The organism is Staphylococcus sp. FSL W8-0271 (assembly GCF_038006605.1).
GTDB classification, from domain to species: domain Bacteria; phylum Bacillota; class Bacilli; order Staphylococcales; family Staphylococcaceae; genus Staphylococcus; species Staphylococcus cohnii.
Genome location: NZ_JBBOVM010000001.1, coordinates 1,908,835 through 1,926,452, shown reverse-complemented (window position 1 = coordinate 1,926,452; position 17,618 = coordinate 1,908,835). Strand labels below are relative to the sequence as shown.

The 17,618-nt window shown below is 33.2% G+C and carries 16 protein-coding genes; 5 read left to right on the top strand and 11 right to left on the bottom strand.

The features are described from left to right. The 5 genes from NST87_RS09335 to kapB all read right to left on the bottom strand — a co-directional run bounded on the left by NST87_RS09335 (position 1) and on the right by kapB (position 5,166). Positions 1-1,497, bottom strand: a complete 1,497-nt coding sequence (locus NST87_RS09335) for a Na+/H+ antiporter subunit D (RefSeq protein WP_019469662.1) — start codon at positions 1,495-1,497, stop codon at positions 1-3. Then, positions 1,484-1,831, bottom strand: coding sequence for a Na+/H+ antiporter Mnh1 subunit C (gene mnhC1 / locus NST87_RS09330; protein ID WP_040030166.1), 348 nt, complete (start codon positions 1,829-1,831; stop codon positions 1,484-1,486). The genes NST87_RS09335 and mnhC1 overlap by 14 nt, the downstream gene beginning before the upstream one ends. Continuing rightward, entirely contained in the window at positions 1,831-2,259 is a 429-nt protein-coding gene (locus NST87_RS09325) for a Na(+)/H(+) antiporter subunit B (RefSeq protein ID WP_080760407.1), read from the bottom strand. The genes mnhC1 and NST87_RS09325 overlap by 1 nt, the downstream gene beginning before the upstream one ends. Further along, a complete protein-coding gene (locus NST87_RS09320; RefSeq protein WP_040030164.1) occupies positions 2,240-4,657 on the bottom strand; it encodes a Na+/H+ antiporter subunit A in 2,418 nt (805 codons plus the stop codon). Before NST87_RS09320 ends, NST87_RS09325 begins: the two co-directional genes overlap by 20 nt. Positions 4,658-4,785: 128 nt before the next feature. Further along, the gene (gene kapB, locus NST87_RS09315) at positions 4,786-5,166 is read right to left on the bottom strand and encodes a sporulation phosphorelay system protein KapB (protein WP_019469658.1); all 381 of its coding nucleotides are present in this window, start codon (positions 5,164-5,166) and stop codon (positions 4,786-4,788) included. A gap of 67 nt (positions 5,167-5,233) precedes the next feature. Here kapB and NST87_RS09310 point away from each other — a divergent pair, with 67 nt between their 5' ends. From NST87_RS09310 to NST87_RS09290, 5 genes are all read left to right on the top strand, one after another. Beyond that, positions 5,234-5,830, top strand: a complete 597-nt coding sequence (locus NST87_RS09310) for a peptidylprolyl isomerase (protein ID WP_019469657.1) — start codon at positions 5,234-5,236, stop codon at positions 5,828-5,830. Between the two features lie 429 nt (positions 5,831-6,259). Then, a complete protein-coding gene (gene ygs / locus NST87_RS09305) occupies positions 6,260-6,661 on the top strand; it encodes a S1 domain-containing post-transcriptional regulator Ygs (RefSeq protein ID WP_019469656.1) in 402 nt (133 codons plus the stop codon). A 179-nt stretch (positions 6,662-6,840) separates the two neighbouring features. Further along, entirely contained in the window at positions 6,841-7,974 is a 1,134-nt protein-coding gene (locus NST87_RS09300) for an NADH-dependent flavin oxidoreductase (RefSeq protein WP_019469655.1), read from the top strand. A 564-nt stretch (positions 7,975-8,538) separates the two neighbouring features. Continuing rightward, entirely contained in the window at positions 8,539-9,729 is a 1,191-nt protein-coding gene (locus tag NST87_RS09295; RefSeq protein WP_019469654.1) for an ornithine--oxo-acid transaminase, read from the top strand. Between the two features lie 107 nt (positions 9,730-9,836). Next, the gene (locus tag NST87_RS09290; RefSeq protein WP_019469653.1) at positions 9,837-11,081 is read left to right on the top strand and encodes a Glu/Leu/Phe/Val family dehydrogenase; all 1,245 of its coding nucleotides are present in this window, start codon (positions 9,837-9,839) and stop codon (positions 11,079-11,081) included. A gap of 63 nt (positions 11,082-11,144) precedes the next feature. Here the strand turns inward: NST87_RS09290 and NST87_RS09285 are convergent, their stop codons facing one another. From NST87_RS09285 to NST87_RS09260, 6 genes are all read right to left on the bottom strand, one after another. Further along, on the bottom strand, positions 11,145-12,131 hold the full coding sequence (locus tag NST87_RS09285) for a glycerophosphodiester phosphodiesterase (protein WP_040030162.1): 987 nt from the start codon (positions 12,129-12,131) through the stop codon (positions 11,145-11,147). A 292-nt stretch (positions 12,132-12,423) separates the two neighbouring features. After that, on the bottom strand, positions 12,424-12,819 hold the full coding sequence (gene arsC, locus NST87_RS09280; RefSeq protein WP_019469651.1) for an arsenate reductase (thioredoxin): 396 nt from the start codon (positions 12,817-12,819) through the stop codon (positions 12,424-12,426). A gap of 17 nt (positions 12,820-12,836) precedes the next feature. Beyond that, positions 12,837-14,126: an arsenite efflux transporter membrane subunit ArsB gene (gene arsB / locus NST87_RS09275; RefSeq protein WP_103211271.1), complete on the bottom strand. Its 1,290-nt coding sequence runs from the start codon at positions 14,124-14,126 to the stop codon at positions 12,837-12,839. Positions 14,127-14,128: 2 nt separating this feature from the next. Beyond that, positions 14,129-14,443 carry an ArsR/SmtB family transcription factor gene (locus tag NST87_RS09270; RefSeq protein WP_019469650.1) on the bottom strand — a complete coding sequence of 105 codons (315 nt, stop codon included), beginning with the start codon at positions 14,441-14,443 and terminating at the stop codon, positions 14,129-14,131. Positions 14,444-14,858: 415 nt separating this feature from the next. Continuing rightward, complete coding sequence (argH, locus tag NST87_RS09265; RefSeq protein WP_040030159.1) at positions 14,859-16,241, bottom strand: argininosuccinate lyase; 1,383 nt, start codon at positions 16,239-16,241, stop codon at positions 14,859-14,861. Beyond that, a complete protein-coding gene (locus NST87_RS09260; protein ID WP_019469648.1) occupies positions 16,234-17,436 on the bottom strand; it encodes an argininosuccinate synthase in 1,203 nt (400 codons plus the stop codon). Before NST87_RS09260 ends, argH begins: the two co-directional genes overlap by 8 nt. Between the last annotated feature and the right edge of the window lie 182 nt (positions 17,437-17,618).

Sequence of the window (17,618 nt, the reverse complement as noted above, 5' to 3'; positions counted from 1 at the left end):
TTATTTGCCCCCCAATACGCTGTCTATATAAACACTAGGATTATAGAATGTTTCGGCAGCATCTTTTATGATTGGTTGTAAAAAGTCAGCGGATAGGCCAAATATCACTGATATAGCAACTGCAATAATAGCAACTGTTAAAATACCTTTGTATTGCAGTTTAGGGTTGACTTCATAACCTTCAGATTTTCCGAAGAAACCTTTTAAGAAAATACGAATAACTGAGTAAAGTACAACTAAACTAGATAATAAAACGATAATTCCACTTAAATAAAATCCTTTTTCGAAAGTAGCTTGAACAATGTAATATTTACCATAAAAGCCGCTTAACGGTGGTATACCGGCTAAACTCAAAGCAGCGATAAAGAAAGACCAGCCTAATACAGGGTAATGTTTGATTAAACCACCATACTTACGTAAATCGTGTGTTTTGGTGATTTTATACATGACACCAATTAAGAAAAATAGGGCTGCTTTAATCAACATGTCATGTAATGTATAATAAATCGCTCCCATCATACCAGCCTGATTCATCATTGCTACGCCGACTAAAATGACACCAACAGCAATCATAATATTATAAATTATGATTTTTTTAGTATCAAAGTAGCTAACAGCACCTACACAACCAAAAATAATTGTAAGTAAGGCTAAGAATAAAATGGTGTACAGTGAAAAGTTAGAAGCATCACCAAAGAATAAGCTTGCTGTTCTAGCTATTGCGTAAACGCCAACTTTTGTTAACAACGCACCAAAGAAGGCAATAATTGCTATAGGTGGCGCATAATAAGCACCTGGTAGCCAGATATACATTGGGAAGACACCAGCTTTTGTAGCAAAGACAAAGATAAACATAATAAATATAATACTGATAATTCCTTTATCTTGTGTTGACAATTGACTTAATTTTTCACTAATATCTGCTAAATTCAATGTGCCTACAACAGAATAAAGCATTGCGACGGCTATAACAAAGAAAGCAGAAGATGTCACATTTACAAGTACATATTTTATCGTTTCACTCAATTGAACTTGTGTGCCACCAATAACTAATAAAATATAAGAGGCCATTAAAAATACTTCAAAGAATACGAAAAGGTTGAAAATATCACCAGTTATAAATGATCCTATAACACCAGTGAGCATAAACATAATAGCAAAATAATAGTAATATGTTTCACGCTCGATACCTACAGATTGATATGAATATAAAATAATTAACATCGTTACAATTAAACTTGTAATCACAAGTAAAATACTAAAAATATCTGTAACAAAAACAATACTATATGGTGCATCCCATGAACCAAGTTCGAGTTTTATAGGTCCATCTCTGAGAATATTTTTTAAATTTATAAAAGCAAAAATTAATGTGACTGCAGTACCTGTTAATGCAACGTAGCGTTTAATTTTAGGGCGTTTACCAATAAAAATTAATGCAATAATTGTTAACATTGGTATGACGAGTAATGAAATAATAAGATTACTCTCTATCATTATCTAGCACCCCTTTCATACTTTCTACGTTGTCTGTACCTAGTTCTTTATAGCTTCTAAAAGCCAATACTAAGAAAAAGGCTGTTACAGAAAATGAAATTACTATAGCTGTTAATATGAGTGCTTGTGGAATTGGATCCACATATGAAGTGAACCCTTTTTCATAAATAGGGACTTCACCTTTCTTAAGACCACCCATAGTTATTAAGAATAAATTAGCTGTATGTGTTTGTAATGTAGTCCCAATAATGATGCGTATCAAACTTTTAGAAAGAATGAGATAGACGCTCATTGCAGTGAGAATACCACAAACAAAAATCATCACTATTTCCATTACTCATTCTCTCCAATCGCTAATATTATAGTCATTATTGTGCCAACAACCGCACATAAAACACCTAAATCGAAAAATGTGGCAGTATGCATTTCTATAGGTTTTAAAATACCTAATGGAATCTCAAATGGCGTATGCGTAAAGAAGTTTTTATTGTATAGCCAACTCGCCATAGGTGTAGCTAAACAAAAGAATAACCCAATACCAATGAGTTTCTTGAAATCCCATGGATATATTTTACGCATAGTCTTAATATCGTAAGCCACTGCTACAATCACAAGTGAACTTGATAGGAGTAGGCCACCGACGAAACCACCACCAGGTGTATAATGTCCTGTTAAAAATAGGTGTAAACCAAACATAACGATTAAGAAGAAAATCACGATAGCTGAGTATTGGAAAATTAAATTATTTTTCTGTCTTTTCAATGTGAGTTCCTCCTTCATTATTTGGTTTGTTTTTATAACGAAGTTTAATCATTGTGTAAACACCTAAACCTGCAATTCCTAGTACAGAGGATTCGAATAAAGTATCGGTACCACGGAAATCAACTAGAATAACGTTGACCATGTTTGTACCATGTGCTAAATCATATACATGCGCTTTATAAAATTCTCCAATTGAGCCAAAGTGTCTATTACCATATGTGATTAAACCTAATACTGTTACGACGGTACCAGCACCGATGGCAATAATAATGTTCAACCATTTATATGAAGTTGATTCGTTATGTCGATTTAAATTTGGCAAATGATAGAAACATAATAAGAACAATGCAGTAGAAATAGATTCTACAACAAATTGCGTCAATGCTAAGTCTGGTGCACCAAAGAAAATAAAGAAGATCGCTACTGCATAACCTACTGCACTTGCCATGATTATACTGAATAGGCGTGAGCGTGCAAATATAATCATAGACGCTGCTGTAATGATAAAGACTACGATGATCAATTCAAATGGTCTGATTTCACTAACATCTTTAAAGTTAACATTGAATGGTGTTACTAATAATGTCACAAGTGTAATCACAATTAAAGATGCGAAAATGATTAATAAGTTATTACGTGTAAACCCAGTAACGTAAGTGTTAGTAAATTGACTTGAATAGCCTGGGAACACCGCTCCAAATTTATCATACCAATAATTGATTGTTAGTTTTGTAGGTTGTGCTTTTAATAGGCTGATCCAATAACCAAAGCTAAGTATTAACAAAATTCCAGCGATGTAAATGCCTAATGTTGAGAAAAAGGCTGGTGTAAATCCATGGAACATATGAAACTCAGCTGTTGCGTTACTATTATGACTAATTGCGTTTACTGCTGGTTCAATGATTGTCCCAGTCAATATAGAAGGGAAGAACCCAAAAACAATGACGAGTATTGCTAATATACCTGGAGAAATTAGCATTAGTTTTGAAACTTCATGCGCTGATTTTGGTAAATTATTTGGTTTATAGCTACCTAAGAATATTTGACCAATAAATCTAACAGCATAGACAAAAGTGAATACGCTACCTAAAATTGCCACGATTGGTATGAGTATACCAATACTATTTAAACTGAAGATATTAGCGTGCGTAACTTCAATCATACTTTCAAGAAATTTCTCTTTTGATAAGAAACCATTAAATGGAGGAATACCTGCCATACTTAATGATGTAATTAATGTGATGGTAAAAGAAATTGGCATGATGGTTACTAAGCCACCCAATTTATTGACATCACGTGTTCCCGTACTGTGATCAATAGCACCAGTTACCATAAACAATGCACCTTTAAAGGTAGCATGATTTATAAGGTGAAACACAGCTGCCGTAAAAGCAGCAACGTAAATTTGACTGTCTGAGCCTTCGAAATGGTAACTTACTGCTCCGATACCTAACATTGACATAATCATGCCAAGTTGTGAGACAGTTGAAAAGGCTAAAATGCCTTTTAAATCTTGTTGCTTTGTTGCATTTAATGATGCCCAAAACAAAGTGATTAACCCCACTGCAGTAATCGTCCAAATCCAACCTTGTGAAAGCGCGAATATTGGTGTCATACGTGCAACTAAATAAAGACCGGCTTTAACCATTGTTGCTGAATGCAAGTAAGCACTAACTGGCGTTGGTGCTTCCATTGCATCTGGTAACCAAACATAAAATGGAAACTGAGCTGATTTAGTCATCGCTCCTATAATTACAAAAATCATAGACAATATAAAGTAAGGGCTTGTTTGGATTTCAGACGCGTGATTTATGAGCGTTTGAATACTAGTGGAATTACCTGCAAGGGATAGTAAAATAAGACCACCTAGCAGGGAAAGACCGCCCAACACAGTTATGAGCATTGATTTTTGTGCACCATAAATAGATGCTTGTTTCGTTCTCCAAAATGAAATGAGTAGAAAACTTGAAAATGAAGTTAACTCCCAAAATAGATATAAGATAATGATATTATCTGATAATACGACACCTAACATGGCACCCATAAAAAGCAAAAGGTAACAATAAAAATGACCTAATTGCTCTTGTCGACTTAAATAGCTAATAGAATATAAGACAACCAAGCTTCCAATACCAGTTATTAGTAAACTGAATAATAAACCTAAGCCATCAACGTATAAATCGAAATTCATGCCAAAATGAGGCATCCAATTTGCTTTATGTACTACGCTTTTACCTGACATTGTTGTCGAAATGATTGATAGAAAATATATAAATAAGACGACGGGGATAGGTAACACAAACCATCCTAAATGTATACGCTTATGTATGCGGTATACAATTGGAATAATGAGTGCAAATATTAACGGTAATAATACCGCTATATGTATCAAACTCATTATTTTATCCTCCTTTTTAAAATAGTATAAGGTCATTATACATGAATAAGACTATTCTGAAAAACCACGCTAACCCTTGTGGAGCTTTAATTTAAAGTTTGTTTTAAATAAGAAGAAACACGGTATTTTTATTCAAAATTTTGTTTATATTGAATTGAATAATCTTTTTTTAATTGTGCTAAATTAGCAAGCGAGCAATTAGCATGTTCAGTATTTTCTTCTTTTAATTTATTTTCTAAGTTTGTAATTGCAATTTGTAAAGATTGTATATAATCCAGTTCTTCTACATTAAATGTTCTAAGCTTGGATTTTGACGTATAACGCTTTTCAAATTGACTTAAAGCTTTGCGCTCATGAAAAAATACGTTTTTTGTTTCGTTTGGATGGTGTAAGTCACCTTGCTTTGGATGTTTAATGACCTGTTCAATTTGAACAAGTACTTGATTGTCATCCTCTTCTATAACAGAAACACCATAACTTCCAGTTTTATGTGCAAAACGATATAACATAATTCAATACACCCCTCATTTTATGTTAGAATACATATATCATCTTAACATGAAATGGAGAATAAAAATGTCGAACTATCCTCAGCTAAATTCAGAAGTAAACGAAAATGAAATAAAAATGGTTATGCATACGAATAAGGGTGATATGTCTTTCAAATTATTGCCTGATATCGCACCTAAAACAGTAGAGAACTTTGTTACACATGCGAAAAATGGCTACTATGATGGTATTTCTTTCCATCGTGTCATCAATGACTTCATGGTACAAGGAGGCGACCCAACTGCAACTGGTATGGGTGGTGAAAGTATTTATGGAGGTCCATTTGAAGATGAATTTTCACTTGAAGCATTCAATTTATATGGTGCATTATCAATGGCAAATTCTGGTCCAAATACTAACGGTTCACAATTCTTTATTGTTCAAATGAAGGAGGTACCAGAATCTATGCTTAGCCAACTCGCAGATGGTGGTTGGCCGGAACCAATTGTGAAAGCTTATGGTGAAAAGGGTGGCACACCTTGGCTAGATCAAAAACATACTGTTTTTGGTCAATTATTAGAAGGTGAATCTACGTTAGAAGATATTGCTGCAACAAAGGTAGGACCACAAGATAAACCTTTACATGATATCACGATTGATTCGATAGATATTATTGAAAAATAATGTGAAACATAGTTTGAACGGTAGTGGGTAAAACAATCTTTTATCGTTTTGTATTTTAATGAAACATTAATCGATCATATTAAAAATATAGAGAAGTCTAAGAGACTGGGACAAATTAATTGTTCCAGTCTCTTAACTATTATTATGATATTTTTGTTGTCTTTATAAGAACATGGCGATGCATGCATATTAAATAAAATCATCTTCTGAACAATCACTTGAGATTTTTTATTTTGAAAGTATTGAATCAAGTTACATTCTTAGAATTGTTCAAAAGCCTTTGTATAATGAGACGTAACTCCAATTCGAACAATTATTGTATAGCTGAATTTTGAAAAATCGTGAAATTTTTCTAGGTAATATTAGTACCATTGAATGATTTATGCTATTATGAACATGTTAAGTAAAACGAAATAAGGGGTTATCACGTTGAATAATCACTATAAAGTAGGTCAACATATCAAAGTTCGTGTGACTGGTATTCAACCGTATGGCGCTTTTGTAGAAACCCCTGACAATACTGAAGGATTAATCCATATTTCTGAAATTATGGATGATTACGTCCATAATTTAAAAAAGTTTTTATCGGAAGGGCAAATTGTCAAAGCGAAAGTCATTTCAATCGATAAAGAAGGAAAGTTAAATCTTTCTTTAAAAGATAACGACTATTTTAAAAATTATGAACGTAAAAAAGAAAAGCAATCAGTATTAGATGAAATTAAAGAAACCGAAAAGTATGGGTTTCAAACAATTAAAGAACGCTTACCGGTTTGGATTAAACAGTCCAAAAACGCGATAAAAGATGAGCGATCATCTTTTAAAAAACACTAACATTTTATTTTAAGATGTTAGTGTTTTTTATTTGTAAGGTAAATTTTGTAGGTTAATATAAAACTATATGCGTGAGCATATAATTTTATATTTAAAATCAGGAAAGTTAGAATTAAAATCGCTTAAAGTGATTATGCAATGACACTTAAGTATATTGTATATTAGGAGGATTTAATTTAATGGACAAAAAATTTCAACCGTTATTTGAAAAATTAAAATTACCAAATCAAGTAGTTTTAGATAATCGATTTGTACTAGCTCCATTAACACACGTTTCATCTAATGATGATGGTACAATTTCTAATGAAGAGATTGTGTATATGGAACAACGTTCTAAAGATGTTGGTCTAGCAATTTCAGCAGCAAGCAATGTTACTGATTTAGGGAAAGCTTTTCCTGGGCAACCTTCAGTAGCGCATGATTCTAATTTAGAAGGCTTAAAACGTTTGGCAAAAGCTATGAAGAAAAATGGTGCGAAAGCGGTTGTTCAAATACATCACGGCGGTGCACAATCTTTACCTAATTTAACGCCTGATGGTGATGTTGCGGCACCTAGCCCTATATCATTAAAAAGTTTTGGTGAACAAGAAGCCCATCAAGCACGTGAAATTACTAATGATGAAATTGAATCAACAATAAAAGCATTTGGTGAAGCAACGCGCAGAGTCATTGAAGCTGGCTTTGATGGTGTTGAAATTCACGGTGCCAATCATTATTTAATCCATCAATTTGTATCTCCATATTATAATCGTCGTAATGATGAATGGGGAGAAGACCGTTATAAATTTGCTACAAGTGTAGTAGACGAAGTAACTGAAACTGTTAAAAAATATGGCAGTAAAGATTTTATCGTTGGATATAGATTTTCTCCAGAAGAAGCTGAATCTCCAGGTATAAGCATGGAAATTACAAAAGAACTAATTGAGCAATTAATAGAAAAACCTTTAGATTACTTACATGTTTCATTAATGGATATTCACTCTCAAACACGTGAAGGCCAGTACAAAGGGCAAGAACGTATTAAACTCATTTTAGAGTGGATTAATGGACGCATGCCATTAATAGGTATAGGATCTATCTTTACGGCTGAACAGGCTATTGAAGCAATTGAGTCAACAGGTGTAGAACTCGTCGCTTTAGGACGAGAAATCTTATTGGATCATAATTTTGTAAGTAAAATTAAAGATGGCAAAGAAGATGAAATTTTATCTCACTTTGACCCACAAAGAGCAGATAAACATCATCTGCCACCAAAATTATGGGAACAATTTAATAAAGGCTTTTACCCATTACCAAGAACAGACAATAAATAAAATCTTTGAATGTGAAGATGTTTATAATATTAAATACCACTTTAATTTCAAAACTGAAGTAAAGTATAAATATTTTACTTATGAAGCAACGTCAATTTCTATTGAATATATATAGAAATTGACGTTTTTTGTTTGTGTAAAATTTTGATGAACGTTAAGGTAACCTTTTATATTAAAAATAGTCAATGGTTGTTGGTGCTGGCGTTTTTTAGGAAGATATAACATATATGTCGGAGATATTAGCAATTTTTATATAAAATATTATAAATTGTAGGCACTAAAATTAGTATGAATATTGTGATAGTGTTTTTAATCAAGAAGAATTAATAAATTTATTAAAATTGGCTTGTGTAAACAGTCAGAAGTGTGTCATTATATTAATGTAAAGGCTTACATTTTGAAAGCTATATTCTAAATTTGATATTTAAAAGTGGCTATTTGAGTTCTATATCTACGATTTTATAGTATTTTCGGAAAATAGTTTTCGTAAATGAATAAATACGTTATGCTATGAATGAGTATTGCCAATAAATTATTATATACTTCATACAAAGGGGAGATATTATGTCAAGATCTGAAGAAATCATTGAATTAACAAATCATTATGGTGCACACAATTATGTGCCGCTTCCAATTGTAATTTCAGAAGCTGAAGGTGTATGGGTTAAAGATCCTGAAGGAAATAAATATATGGATATGCTATCTGCTTATTCTGCAGTAAACCAGGGCCACAGACATCCTAAAATTATTCAGGCTTTAAAAGATCAAGCTGACAAAGTGACTTTAGTATCACGCGCATTTCATAGTGATAACTTAGGAGCATGGTATGAAAAAATATGTAAGTTAGCTGGTAAAGACAAAGCCTTACCTATGAACACAGGTGCAGAAGCAGTTGAGACAGCATTGAAAGCTGCGCGACGTTGGGCTTATGATGTGAAAAATATTGCACCTGATCAAGCTGAAATTATTGCATTCAATGGTAACTTCCATGGTCGAACAATGGCGCCAGTATCATTGTCATCTGAACCAGAATACCAACGAGGCTATGGTCCATTATTAGATGGGTTCCGCAAAGTCGATTTTGGTAACATAGATGCTGTTAAAGAAGCAATTAATGAAAATACAGCTGCTATTTTAATTGAACCTATTCAAGGAGAAGCAGGAATCAATGTCCCACCAGAAGGTTATTTAAAAGAAATTAGAGAATTATGTGATGAACATAATGTATTATTTATTGCTGATGAAATTCAAGCAGGACTTGGACGTTCAGGAAAATTATTTGCTACTGATTGGGATGATGTAAAACCAGACGTATATATTTTAGGTAAAGCGCTAGGCGGTGGTGTATTCCCAATATCAGTTGTATTAGCTGATGAAGAAGTATTGGGTGTATTTACGCCTGGTTCTCACGGATCAACGTTTGGTGGTAATCCATTAGCGTGTGCTGTATCAATTGCAGCATTAGATGTATTAGTTGATGAAGATTTAGCAGGACGTTCTTTAGAATTAGGTGAGTACTTTAAATCAGAGCTTGAAAAAATCAATCACCCAGCAATTAAAGAAGTACGTGGTCGTGGATTATTTATTGGTATAGAATTAAATGAAAATGCCAGACCTTACTGTGAAAAATTAAAAGAAGAAGGTTTATTATGTAAAGAAACACATGATACAGTAATTAGATTTGCACCACCTCTTATTATTTCCAAAGAAGAATTAGACTTTGCATTGGAAAAAGTAAGAAATGTTTTTAAATAAAAATGTTCTGTAACTTAAGTTTTGAAAACCCTTTAAAAAGCAAAATCTTATGTTACAATTATCGTGAAAGCGAAATCATTAGTAACGAAAAAGAGGCGAAATGAATCATGACTGAGAATAATAATTTAGTTACTTCTACGCAACAAATTATTAAAGAAGCATTGCATAAATTGGGATTTGATGATGGGATGTATGATTTAGTAAAGGAACCATTAAGATTCCTTGAAGTACGCATTCCTGTACGTATGGATGATGGTACTGTTCAAACATTTAAAGGTTATCGTGCTCAACATAATGATGCTGTTGGACCAACAAAAGGTGGGGTGCGTTTCCATCCAGACGTTGACGTCGAGGAAGTTAAAGCGTTATCTATGTGGATGACATTAAAATGTGGTATCGTCGACTTGCCATATGGTGGCGGTAAAGGCGGCATCATCTGTGATCCTAGACAAATGAGTATACATGAAGTTGAACGTTTATCTCGTGGTTATGTACGTGCGATATCTCAATTTGTTGGACCTACAAAAGATATTCCAGCACCAGACGTATTTACTAACTCACAAATTATGGCTTGGATGATGGATGAGTATAGTTCATTAGATAAATTTAATTCACCAGGGTTTATTACTGGTAAACCGATTGTATTAGGTGGATCACAAGGCAGAGATCGCTCTACAGCACTAGGGGTAGTAATTGCAATAGAGCAAGCTGCTAAAAGAAGAGGTCTAGATTTGAAAGGTGCTCGTATCGTTATTCAAGGATTTGGTAACGCGGGTAGTTTCTTATCTAAATTCCTATATGATATGGGAGCAAAAATTGTTGGTATTTCAGATGCTTACGGTGCATTGCATGACCCAGATGGTCTTGATATTGACTATCTTTTAGATAGAAGAGATAGCTTTGGTACTGTAACAAATCTATTCGAGGAAACAATTTCTAATAAAGAATTGTTTGAACTTGATTGTGACATTCTTGTACCTGCAGCGATTGCTAATCAAATCACAGAAGACAATGCTAATGAAATTAAAGCTGATATTGTTGTTGAAGCGGCTAATGGTCCAACAACACCAGCTGGCACACGTATTTTAACTGAACGTGGTAAATTGCTTGTACCTGATGTGTTAGCAAGTGCAGGCGGCGTAACAGTTTCTTACTTCGAATGGGTACAAAATAATCAAGGTTATTATTGGACAGAAGAAGAAGTAAACACAAAATTGCGTGAAAAACTAATCACAGCCTTCGATACAATTTATGAGTTATCACAAAATAGAAAAATTGATATGCGCTTAGCAGCTTATATTGTGGGTATTAAACGTACTGCTGAAGCTGCACGTTATCGTGGTTGGGCTTAATTAAATATTTTAATTTGTAGAAAAAGAAGAAGTTCTTGAATTCAAGAACTTCTTCTTTTTATTTTATTTATTTTTTTGTTCATCATCTAGAATCACTTGTTTATATAAATCAGGGTAATTTGTGAAAACACCATCTACTCCATATTGATTTAAGCGGTGCATATCAGCTTCATTATTAACGGTGAAAGGATGTACGAGCAGACCAGCTCTTTTAAGATTTTTAACATTTTGTTTTGTTAAATCTGTATATTCAGGGCCGACACCAATGGCGTATTGACGGATTTGGTCAAAATCTTGTTGGGTTAATGAGCGTAATTCACCTTTATCTAATAATCTGATTAATGGGACATTGCTATTTAATTGATGCAATTTATTTAAGCTTTCAGGTGAAAATGATTGTAATAAGACATGTCCTTGATTCAATGATTGTTCATTAAGCATATTGTGATTATTCAGTGTTTTTAATACTGCTTCTTCCATACCTGGATAAACATCTGGTGATTTCGTTTCAATATAATAATTTGCATTAGTACCATAGCGTTCTAATATTTCATCTAATGTAGGAATTTCAGCACCCACATAATTTGAATTTGCATACTGAGGATTTGCGGCATTAAATTTACTTCCAGCATCTAATTGCTTTAATTCCTTTAGCGTATATGAATCAACTCTACCAGTACCATTTGTAGTCCTATCTACAGTTTCATCATGCATGGCAACGAGATGACCATCTTTAGTCATCTGAAGATCGATTTCGATATAAGAAGCACCCATAGCATTGTGACTTTTATCATATGAATAAAAAGTATGTTCTGGCGCATAACCACTTGCACCTCTATGCGCGACCGTTGTATATTTCTCGCCCGTTAGATTTTGTGCTCTATTTGGATTATGTGAGTTATTATCCTTTTGGTTTGATGGTGTGGTGGCATGTTGTTGTGTACTGACATTGCTGTTACTTTCGTTTGCAGATGTTATAGATGTCGTTCCAATTAAAGTTAAAGATAACGTTGCTATACTCGTGGATAGTACTTTTTTTAAATTTTGCAAGAATGGGTCACTCCTCGATATGTATTTACATATCAACCCTACAAAATAAAAGTGTGTTTGAGAATAACATTTACAGGATTAAAATTTAAGTTTTATAAAGTTAATATTTTTATAACAATATATTAAACTAATTAAAACATTTCGAGTATAAATATAATAGAAAATATTATTTTCTATATCATACTAGTTTCATATCTTCATATAAGACGCCCAATCAACGAGTAAGCGTCAATTTCTATTGAAATTGACGCTTACTCGTAGTTAAAACTACTATACTGATAATTTAATTGTGTTATCTTGTTTTAAAATTTTCAATAGCTAATTTAATCTCATCTCTAACACGTTGGAATTCTGACCACGATTTACCAGCTGGATCATCAAATCCCCAATGTTCTTTTTTAACATTTGGCGGTAAAATCGGACAATTCTTATCTGCATCACTACATAATGTTACGACCAAATCTGCTTGCTCTAAGATATCACTATTTATTAAATCTGATGTATGATTTGAAATATCAATATTTACTTCTTTCATAGCTTCTACAGCTTTAGGATTAACACCATGTGTTTCAATACCCGCAGAATAGACATGCCACGTTTTTCCTAATATATGCTTTCCCCAACCCTCAGCCATTTGGCTACGACACGAGTTTCCTGTACATATAAAATAAATTATTTGCTTATCCATTACAAATACCTCTTTTCTTAAAATATGATAAGTGTAAGATATAAACCTAGCAGTGTTACAAATAGTACGGGAATGGTAATGATAATACCTGTTCTAAAATATGTTCCCCATGAAATTTTCACACCTTTTTGTGTTAAAACATGTAGCCACAGTAATGTTGCTAAAGAACCAATAGGTGTAATTTTAGGACCTAAGTCAGACCCTATAACATTCGCATAAATCATGCCTTCTTTCATCGTTCCAATTACATTGGATTGGCCAATAGCAATAGCATCTATTAATACAGTAGGCATATTGTTCATAATTGATGATAAAAAGGCTGATATAAAGCCCATACCCATGACACTGCCAAATAATCCATAACTTGAAACGTTAGATAATACATCTGCTAAAATTGTGGTGATACCAACGTTTTTCAATCCAAACACTACTAAATACATACCAATAGAAAATAGCACAATGTTCCAAGGTGCGCCTTTAATCACTTGCTTGGTATGAACTGCCTTAGATTTACGAGCTAAGAGCACAAAGATAAAAGCAATGATACCAGCAATAATTGATACAGGAATATGAATAAATTCACTTACAAGATAGCCAACGAGCAATATGGCTAATACAATCCATGAAATTTTGAATAATTTGGGATCTTTAATTGCATCTTTAGGTGCTGTAAGATTTTCAGTATCAAATGTTTTTGGTATAGATTTTCTAAAATAGAGCCACAACACGAGAATGCTAGCTATTAATGAGAATATATTAGGTATTATCATACGACTAAAATATTCAATAAAGCCAATATCAAAGTAATCAGCAGAAACAATATTCACTAAATTACTTACAATTAAGGGCAATGATGTCGTATCAGCAATAAACCCACTCGCGATAATAAAAGGGAAAATCACTTTTTTATTAAATCCTAAATTTCTCACCATCGCTAATACGATAGGCGTTAAGATTAAAGCTGCGCCATCGTTGGCGAAAAACGCTGCTACTATGGACCCTAACAACATGATGAAAACAAACATTTTTAAGCCGTTACCGTTTGAAGCCTTGACCATATGTATCGCAGACCATTCAAAAAATCCAATTTCATCTAATATTAATGAAATAAGAATCACAGCTACAAAAGTTAAAGTTGCATTCCAAACAATGCCAGTTACTTCTACTACATCGGAAAAGCTAACGACACCTGTAATAATAGCTATAATAGCCCCAGCTAAAGCCATAATACCAATATCTAATCCCTTAGGTTGCCATATGACAAAAGTTAATGTTAAAAGAAAAATTATAATTGCTAGAATGGTCATGTTTAACACTCACCTGATTTCATATTTTTACATACGCAATGTTGGTTAGATGTGTTAATCATATTGAGACTTTGATTGATATCATCTAAAATAGCATGATTAAGTTGATACATACGTTTGTTGCCATTTTTGCGTGTATTTACTAATTCGTGATCTACTAATGACTTCATATGATGACTTAGTGTAGGTTGTGAGAATTGAAAATGTTCCAACAAATCACATGCACATAATTCACTACAAGAAAGTAAATCTAATATTTCTAATCTGCTTGAATCGGATAGAACTTTAAGCAATGCTGAAAGTCTTTTATAAGACATAAGTATACCTCCTAAACATTAAATAGATTAACATCTATATAGAAATTCGTCTATATAGTTTTGAGCTAAATAATAAAAGAAAGTATTGATTTTATTCAAAAATATGTGATGTTGAATAATTTATTAAACTTATACAATCGTATATCGAAGAAAGTAAATGAAGTGTAATAAAGCGAAGCGGTTTGAATAGTGTGAATACGGGTCTGGGACATAAAATTTTGGACAAATGTGACGTGTTTTGGCGAGACACTTGAGGGAATAGGACAACCTAATGACTACAAACTGAAGCTGTTCCTTAAGAAAGCGAGCCAACATTACGAAGTATTGAATAAAAAATGCACTCAGATGAATTGAATTAAATCATCTGAGTGCTGTTTTTCTGGGATTTATGTCCTAAATGCTACTCTAAAGTTTGTTAATTTGTATCCTGTTGTTGCTTTATGACTGATAATTGGTGCTCCACAGCTGTTTGTCCAGTAGAACCATAACTAATTCTACGGCTAACACAATTTTCTGGTTTTAAGAAATCATAAATATCAGAATCAATACTTGAATGCGCATTTTGATATTCTTCCAATGGCACATCTAATAAATAAACATTATGTTGAATTGACCATAGTACGATTTTCCCTACAATTTCATGTGCTGTTCTAAAAGGAACTCCTTTATTGACTAGGTAATCTGCCAGTTCAGTAGCATTTGAAAAATCATTATAAACAGTTTGATGCAGACGGTCGACATTCACAGTCATTGTATCTATCATACCTGCAAAAATACGCAAGGAACCTTTTATCGTGTGAACAGCATCAAACAAGCCTTCTTTATCTTCTTGCATATCTTTGTTATATGCTAAGGGTAGACCTTTGAGCGTCATTAATATGCTCATTAGGTTTCCTGTGGTACGTCCTACTTTACCTCTTATTAACTCTGCCATGTCAGGATTTTTCTTTTGTGGCATGATTGACGAGCCTGTTGAAAACGCATCTGATAAAGTTACAAAATTGGCTTCTGCTGATGACCAAAAGATGATTTCTTCAGCAAAACGCGATAAATGTATCATTGTTAATGATATGTTATGCAATGTTTCTACAATATAATCTCTATCACTTACAGCATCTATACTGTTTTCATAAACAGAGCTGAAATTCAATAAAGATTGCGTTTCATGACGATCGATTGGATAAGTCGTTCCGCTTAGTGCAGCTGCACCAAGTGGGGAAATATCGATACGCTTCAAACTATCCTGAAAACGTGATTTATCTCTATCTAACATCCAGTAATACGTTAGTATATGGTGTGCAAATGAAATAGGCTGTGCTCTTTGTAAATGTGTATAACCTGGCATAATTGTATTGACATGTTGTTCTGCGATATTGACGATGGTTTGTTGCAAATCATTGACGAGCTCAATAATCTGAGTAACTTCATCTTTTGTATATAAGTGCATATCAGTAGCGACTTGATCATTTCTGCTACGTCCTGTATGCAATCTACCGCCTGCATCACCGATACGTTTAATTAGTTCATGTTCGATGTTGAGATGAATATCTTCTAAAGAAACATCGAACGTTAAATTACCTTGTTCATAATCATTTAAAATTGATGTTAAACCTTTAACTATTTGCTTACAGTCTTCATCAGTTATGATATCTTGTTTGGCTAACATTTGAGCGTGAGCAATACTTCCTTGCACATCATATTGAATGAGTGTTTTATCAAAGTGAATGGAGGCATTAAATTCATCGACCCAATCTTCGGGCTGCTCACTAAATCTTCCTCCCCATGCTTTATTACTCATCTAAGTAACCACCATGTAACATAGAATTAACTTTTGTAGGTAAACCAAAGATATCAATAAAACCGACTGCAGATTCTTGATTAAATGCATCTTCCTTAGTATAAGTAGCTAATTTTTCGTTATATAGTGTATGAGGTGATTTTCTGCCGTTTACAACAGCACTGCCTTTAAATAATTTAATACGTACATCACCAGAAACGAATTTTTGTGTACTATCCACAAAAGCTTTTAAGCTATCTGTCAGTGGAGAGAACCAAAGCCCATTGTATGTTTGTTCCGAAAATTGTTTTTCAATAACAGGTTTAAAATGTGCTACATCTTTAGTTAAAGTAATCGTTTCAAGTGCTTTATGTGCTTTCATTATGACTTCTGCTGCAGGCGTTTCGTAAACTTCTCTTGATTTAATACCAACGAGTCTATTTTCTACATGATCAATTCTCCCAATACCATGTTTACCAGCTAATTTGTTTAAATCTAAAATTAATTGACTTAATTTATAAGATTTACCATTTAAAGCGATAGGTAGGCCTTGTTTGAACGTAAGTACGATTTCATCAGCTTCGTCAGGTGTATCTTCGATTTCATTTGTTAAGTCAAATGCATCTTTAGGTGGTGCGGCATATGGATCTTCTAAAATACCACATTCATTACTTCTTCCCCATAGATTTTGATCAATAGAATACGGAGAATCATGTTGGATCGGTACTGGAATATTATGTTTGATTGCATAATCAATTTCTTCTTCACGGCTCCAGGCCCATTCTCTAACTGGTGCAAATACTTTTAACTCTGGGTCTAACGCTTTTATTGCAACTTCAAAACGAACTTGGTCATTACCTTTGCCGGTACAACCATGTGCAATGCCTACTGCATTTGTTTTACTAGCAATTTCAACTAATTTTTTTGAAATTAAAGGTCTTGATAATGCGGATACTAATGGATACGTGCCTTCATACATCAGATTGCCTTTGATTGCATATGAAACAAAATCTTCACTGAATTCTTCAGTGGCATCAATAATATGACATTCAATTGCTCCCATATCTAAAGCTTTTTGATGAACTAGGTCTAAGTCCTTACCTTCACCTACATCCAAACAGCAAGCCACGATATCATAGCCTTTATCTATCAACCATTTTACGGCCACACTTGTATCTAAACCGCCAGAATATGCTAAAACTATTTTTTCCTTCATATATTACACCTCAATTGAATTTTTAAATATGTTGTTTATAAATTTGATATTAGTAAGTATAGCAGAAGAATTATGAAAATAAAACCATTTTTATACATAATTATGCAAATTGTAGAAATTTCTCACAATTCGAATATCCATTTATGTGGTGATTTGTAGTTGTTTATAAATTTTATGTGCCT

Coding starts and splice junctions, on each gene's coding strand:
- NST87_RS09260 (WP_019469648.1), bottom strand. CDS start 17,436: ATGAAGGAAAAAATAGTTTTAGCATATTCTGGCGGTTTAGATACAAGT.
- NST87_RS09320 (WP_040030164.1), bottom strand. CDS start 4,657: ATGAGTTTGATACATATAGCGGTATTATTACCGTTAATATTTGCACTC.
- NST87_RS09335 (WP_019469662.1), bottom strand. CDS start 1,497: ATGATAGAGAGTAATCTTATTATTTCATTACTCGTCATACCAATGTTA.
- NST87_RS09295 (WP_019469654.1), top strand. CDS start 8,539: ATGTCAAGATCTGAAGAAATCATTGAATTAACAAATCATTATGGTGCA.
- NST87_RS09290 (WP_019469653.1), top strand. CDS start 9,837: ATGACTGAGAATAATAATTTAGTTACTTCTACGCAACAAATTATTAAA.
- NST87_RS09310 (WP_019469657.1), top strand. CDS start 5,234: ATGTCGAACTATCCTCAGCTAAATTCAGAAGTAAACGAAAATGAAATA.
- arsB (WP_103211271.1), bottom strand. CDS start 14,126: ATGACCATTCTAGCAATTATAATTTTTCTTTTAACATTAACTTTTGTC.
- arsC (WP_019469651.1), bottom strand. CDS start 12,819: ATGGATAAGCAAATAATTTATTTTATATGTACAGGAAACTCGTGTCGT.
- argH (WP_040030159.1), bottom strand. CDS start 16,241: ATGAGTAATAAAGCATGGGGAGGAAGATTTAGTGAGCAGCCCGAAGAT.
- mnhC1 (WP_040030166.1), bottom strand. CDS start 1,831: ATGGAAATAGTGATGATTTTTGTTTGTGGTATTCTCACTGCAATGAGC.
- NST87_RS09300 (WP_019469655.1), top strand. CDS start 6,841: ATGGACAAAAAATTTCAACCGTTATTTGAAAAATTAAAATTACCAAAT.
- NST87_RS09270 (WP_019469650.1), bottom strand. CDS start 14,443: ATGTCTTATAAAAGACTTTCAGCATTGCTTAAAGTTCTATCCGATTCA.
- kapB (WP_019469658.1), bottom strand. CDS start 5,166: ATGTTATATCGTTTTGCACATAAAACTGGAAGTTATGGTGTTTCTGTT.